4 protein-coding genes are annotated in these 5,166 nt (G+C 74.2%); 3 read left to right on the plus strand and 1 reads right to left on the minus strand.

Going from position 1 to position 5,166, the window contains the following annotated elements; all coding sequences use genetic code 11:
* Positions 1–1,235: FAD-dependent monooxygenase (locus ACFU7Y_RS39660; protein WP_380771273.1), on the minus strand; the 1,235-nt coding region annotated here is incomplete at its 3' end.
* A gap of 197 nt (positions 1,236–1,432) precedes the next feature.
* On the opposite strand from ACFU7Y_RS39660, the gene ACFU7Y_RS39665 reads away from it, so the two are divergent.
* From ACFU7Y_RS39665 to ACFU7Y_RS39675, 3 genes are all read left to right on the plus strand, one after another.
* Positions 1,433–3,475 carry an FAD-dependent oxidoreductase gene (locus tag ACFU7Y_RS39665; protein ID WP_380771274.1) on the plus strand — a complete coding sequence of 681 codons (2,043 nt, stop codon included), beginning with the start codon at positions 1,433–1,435 and terminating at the stop codon, positions 3,473–3,475.
* Positions 3,476–3,657: 182 nt separating this feature from the next.
* Positions 3,658–4,209 carry a PadR family transcriptional regulator gene (locus ACFU7Y_RS39670; RefSeq protein WP_224284578.1) on the plus strand — a complete coding sequence of 184 codons (552 nt, stop codon included), beginning with the start codon at positions 3,658–3,660 and terminating at the stop codon, positions 4,207–4,209.
* 90 nt (positions 4,210–4,299) lie between these two features.
* Positions 4,300–5,088, plus strand: coding sequence for a hypothetical protein (locus tag ACFU7Y_RS39675; RefSeq protein WP_380771275.1), 789 nt, complete (start codon positions 4,300–4,302; stop codon positions 5,086–5,088).
* The last annotated feature ends 78 nt before the right edge of the window (positions 5,089–5,166 follow it).

Below are 5,166 nucleotides of genomic sequence, written 5' to 3' on the forward strand. Positions count from 1 at the left end.
GTGCGGCCGAGCGCCTGGCCGCCGAAACCCCCGCCTCCGGTGAGCTGTTGCCGCCACCAGGCGGTCATGCCCGGCTCGTCCATCCCTGACCAGTCCGGCGCATCGGTGACCTGGGCCCGGCCGAGAGTGCGGCCCAGCTCCACCAACTCCCGCCCGGCCGCCGTCCGTTCACGGTCGTAGGCGGCCAGCAGTGCCGGCCAGGAGCCGGCCTCCCGCCCCGCCAGCTCGAAGGCGTGCGCGTCCTGCATCGCCTTCACCACGCCGCTGGTGTTGTGCGGGCGCACCACGGTGGCCGCGTCCCCGCCGATCAGCAGTCGGCCGGCCGTGCGGCGCGGGGCCGCCAGGTCGTAGATCGGCTGCAGGAAGGTCCGCTCGCGCGGGGTCAGCGTGACCAGGGCGGCCCAGTACGGCGGCAGGTGCCGCTCCGCCAGCTGCCGCAGCTCGTCCAGCTGCGGGTCGGTGAGGCTGCCCGCCGGGATGCTGGTCGGGCCGTCCAGCCTCAGCCAGGCGGGGGTGGGGGCGTAGAAGACCCAGTTCACCTGGGTGCGGCCGGGCTCGACCCCGGGGATGCGGTAGATCACCACCTGGCCGCCGGGGTAGCAGGCGGTGATGCACTGCTCCTGCGGCCAGGGCGCCGCACCGCCGGGCAGCTCGGCCAGCAGGGCGGCGTCGTAGCTGCCGCGCCAGCACACGTACCCGGCGTACTCGGGCCCGGCCTGCGGGCAGACGGCGGCGCGGACCACCGAGCGGTAGCCGTCGGCGCCGATCACCAGGTCGTACGCCTCGCGGCCGCCGCCGGCCTGCTCGGTCCAGGCGCCGCCCTGCCCGTTGCCGACGGCCGTCACGGTGGTGCCCAGCCGGAACTCGACCTGCCCGGGCGCCCGTTCGCGCAGCGCCTGCCAGAGCACGCCCCAGTGGTGCGAGTGGAACGGGAAGGGCTGGGCCCAGAGCAGTCGCCCGCAGCCGTCCGGTCCGTCCCCCTTGCCGGCCGCGCTCCGGGTGACCCAGCGGCGGACGGTGAGGCGGTGGCGGCGGGTGTCCGCGTCGAGGTGTCCGGCCCGGACCAGTTCGTCGAAGCGGTCGTCGTGGGTGCACAGCCCCACGCCGCGGTCCTCCAGCCGGCCGGGGCTGCGTTCCAGCACGACCACCCGTTCCGCGCCGAGCCGGGCGGCGGCACCGGCGAACGCGCTCCCGGCGATGCTGCCCCCGACCACGGCCACCGAGCCACCCCGCACGGTCGCTCCTCTCCCGAGCACGCGTTGTCCGGGGCACGACGATACGCCGACGGCCGGGCCCGGGCGCAGGGTTCTCGCCCATCCGGAGAAGCCCCGGCCGGAGGCCCCCGCTCCTTATGCAACTAGTTGCATACCCGGCCGCACGTCCCCTACTCTGCGGTAACAACCGCCCCCGGACCGCGCCCCAGGAGACGTCGATGAGCGCCCACCCCGGCAGCAGCCGCTACCCGCACCTGCTCAGCCCGCTCGACCTCGGCTTCACCACCCTGCCCAACCGCGTGATCATGGGCTCGATGCACGTCGGTCTGGAGGAGGCTCCCGGCGGCTACGAGCGGATGGCCGCCTTCTACGCCGAGCGGGCCCGCGGCGGCGTCGGCCTGATCGTCACCGGCGGCATCGCCCCCAACGAGGCCGGGCGCCCCTGGGAGGGCGGCGCGATGCTGACCACCGAGGAGGAGGCCGACAGGCACCGGGTGGTCACCGACGCGGTGCACGCCGCCGGCGGGCGGATCGCCCTCCAGATCCTGCACTTCGGCCGCTACGCCTACCACCGCGACCTGGTCGCTCCCAGCCCGGTCCAGGCCCCGATCAGCCCCTTCGTGCCCAACGAGCTCACCGCCGAGCAGGTCGAGCAGACCATCGAGGACTTCGCCCGCTGCGCCGAACTCGCCCGCCGCGCCGGGTACGACGGCGTCGAGATCATGGGCTCCGAGGGCTACCTGATCAACGAGTTCATCGTCGCCGCGACCAACCACCGCGAGGACGAGTGGGGCGGTGCGTACGAGCGGCGGATGCGCTTCCCGGTGGAGATCGTCCGCCGGGTCCGCGAGCGGGTCGGCGAGGACTTCGTCATCGTCTACCGCCTCTCCATGCTCGACCTGGTGCCAGGCGGCTCCACCCTGGACGAGGTCGTGCAGCTCGCCCAGGCCGTCGAGGCCGCCGGGGCGACCATCATCAACAGCGGCATCGGCTGGCACGAGGCCCGCATCCCCACCATCGCCACCTCGGTGCCGCGCGGCGCCTTCGCCTGGGTGACGAAGAAGGTGATGGGAAAGGTCGGCATCCCGCTGGTCGCCACCAACCGCATCAACACCCCCGAGATCGCCGAGCAGTTGCTCGCCGAGGGCAGCGCCGACCTGGTCTCGATGGCCCGGCCGCTGCTCGCCGACGCCGACTTCGTCGCCAAGGCGCGGGACGGCCGCGCCGAGGCCATCAACACCTGCATCGGCTGCAACCAGGCCTGCCTCGACCACACCTTCAGCCTCCGGATCACCTCCTGCCTGGTCAACCCGCGCGCCTGCCACGAGACCGAACTCGTCCTCGGTGCGACCCAGTTGCGCAAGCGGATCGGCGTCGTCGGGGCGGGCCCGGCCGGCCTCGCGTTCGCCGTCTCCGCCGCCGAGCGCGGCCACGACGTCACCCTGTACGACGCCGCCGAGGCGATCGGCGGGCAGCTGAACATCGCCCGGCGCATCCCCGGCAAGGAGGAGTTCGACGAGACGCTGCGCTACTTCCGCACCCGGCTGGCCGAGTTGGCCGTCACGTTGCGGCTCGGCGCGACCGTCACCGCCGAGCAGCTGGCCGAGCAGGGCCACGACGAGATCGTCCTCGCCACCGGCGTCACCCCGCGAACCCCCGCCGACATCCCGGGAATCGACCACCCCAGCGTGCTCGGCTACCTCGACGTGCTGCGCGACGGCGCGCCGGTCGGCGAACGGGTCGCCATCCTCGGCGCGGGCGGGATCGGCTTCGACGTGGCCGAGTTCCTCACCGACCCGGGCGACGCCGCAAGCCTCAACCCGCCCGTGTTCCAGGCCAAGTGGGGCATCGACCCGGAGTACCGAGAGCGCGGCGGCCTGCGCGTCCCGGAGCGGCCGAAGCCCCCGCGCAGCGTGCACCTGCTCCAGCGCAGGACCGGCAAGGTCGGTGCCGGCCTCGGCAAGACCACCGGCTGGATCCACCGCACCGAGCTCAAGCACCGCGGCGTGGTGATGGTCCCCGGCGTCACGTACGACCTGATCGACGACGCCGGCCTGCACATCACCGTGGACGGCGAGCGCCGACTGCTGCCCGTGGACACCGTCGTGCTCTGTACCGGCCAGGAGCCGCGCCGCGACCTGCACGAGGCGCTGCGCGAGCGCGGCCTGACGGTGCACCTGATCGGCGGCGCCGACGCGGCCGCCGAACTGGACGCCAAGCGCGCCATCAAGCAGGGCACCGAGCTGGCCGCGGCCATCTGAGGCCCCGTGCATCAGTCGTCCTGCCGAGCGGTGACAAGAACAACTCCTGCCTGACCGTCCTGCCCAAACGCGGCACCGCCGACCCCGGCCGGCTGCGCGCCGTGCTCGCCCGGCACGCCGCCGCGCCCGCCCGGGGCTGAGCCCGGCCCGTCGCCCGCGGCGGTCCCCGTACGATCGACGGCATGTCGCTGCCGCACGCCATCCTCACCGCCCTGTTGGAGAAGCCGTCCTCGGGGCTGGAGCTGACCAGGCGGTTCGACAGGTCGATCGGCTTCTTCTGGCCCGCCACCCACCAGCAGATCTACCGCGAACTGGGCCGGCTGGAGGCCTCCGGACAGATCCGGGCCCTCCAGCCGGAGGGGCCGGTGCGCGGGCAGAAGAAGGAGTACGAGGTCCTGCCGGAGGGCCGCGCCGAACTGGCCCGCTGGACCGCCGAGGGCGCCGCGCCGCGCGCCGTCCGGGAACCGCTGCTGCTGCGGCTGCGGGCGGCCGCGGTGGTCGGCACGGACGGGCTGGCGGCCGAGCTGGAGCGCCATCTGGCCCTGCACCGGGAGCAGTTGGCCGACTACCGGGAGATCGAGCGGCGCGACTTCCCGGCCGAGCGGGCGGACGGCGAGAACCGGCTCCAGCACGCGGTGCTGAGGGCCGGCATCGGGCTGGAGGCCTTCTGGGTGCAGTGGCTCGCCGAGACCCTCGAAACCCTGCCCTCCACCGGCCCTGCGCACGGCTCCTGACCTGCGGAGATCCCCGCCCGCGCGCCGCACCCCGCCCCCGGTGGGACACTGGTGGCTGTCCCTGCCCGAACTCTCGACCGGGGGCCCCTCATGTCTCTTCCCAGGCCCATCCACGCCCTCACCGCCGCAGCCGCCGCCGTGGCGGTCGCCCTGGGCCCGACGGCCCTGCCGGCGTCTGCCGTACCAGCCCAGGACCTGCCCTCCGCCGGCCGGCTGACGTCGGCCGTACCAGCCCAGGACCTGCCCTCCGCCGACCAGCTGACGTCGGCCCTGCTGACCGCGGCCGACCTCGGCCCCGGCCACACCGAGATCCCGGTGACGCAGAGCCCGAGCACCGGCGAGGGCCCGATCCCGGTGACCGGCTGCGCCGCACTCAGCGCCCTGATCAACATGCACGCCGCCCAGACCGGCACGGACGTCCAGCGCGCCGCGGTCGCACTCGACGGCCCGGGCGGCAACCCGGTGGTCACCCAGGTCCTCGCGGCCGAGGTGCCCGACCGGCTCGCCGCCGACTTCGACACCGCCGTCGACGCTCTGCGGACCTGCCACAGCATCACCTTCAACGCCGGCCCCGAGGACACCGTGACCTTCACCGTCACCCCGGTCACCCTCGGCGACCGCAAGGAGGCCCCCGCCGTCCACCTCGACGGCACCCTGGCCGGCGTCCGGCTCAGCGCCTACATCGGCATCGAGCGCTTCGGCAACGTGGCCATGGCCTTCGGCTACTTCGAACGCCTGGGCACCTCCGAGCAGACCGCCTCCGAGCAGACGGCCTCCGAGCAGTACCGCACTGCCGTCGCCAAGATCGAACGCATCCTCGGCGCGAAGGCCGGCAGCACCACCGCGCCGACCGCCGCCGGCCCGGGCGTGAGCGTCTGACCGGCCTCCTTCGGGTAACACCTCGGCCTCTCGCCGAACGCCTCGTGCGTTCGGCGAGGGGCCGGATCCGCAGCACCG

Origin of the sequence: Kitasatospora sp. NPDC057542 (assembly GCF_042801945.1) — a bacterium.
GTDB lineage: Bacteria > Actinomycetota > Actinomycetes > Streptomycetales > Streptomycetaceae > Kitasatospora.

Coding starts and splice junctions, on each gene's coding strand:
- ACFU7Y_RS39665 (WP_380771274.1), top strand. CDS start 1,433: ATGAGCGCCCACCCCGGCAGCAGCCGCTACCCGCACCTGCTCAGCCCG.
- ACFU7Y_RS39675 (WP_380771275.1), top strand. CDS start 4,300: ATGTCTCTTCCCAGGCCCATCCACGCCCTCACCGCCGCAGCCGCCGCC.
- ACFU7Y_RS39670 (WP_224284578.1), top strand. CDS start 3,658: ATGTCGCTGCCGCACGCCATCCTCACCGCCCTGTTGGAGAAGCCGTCC.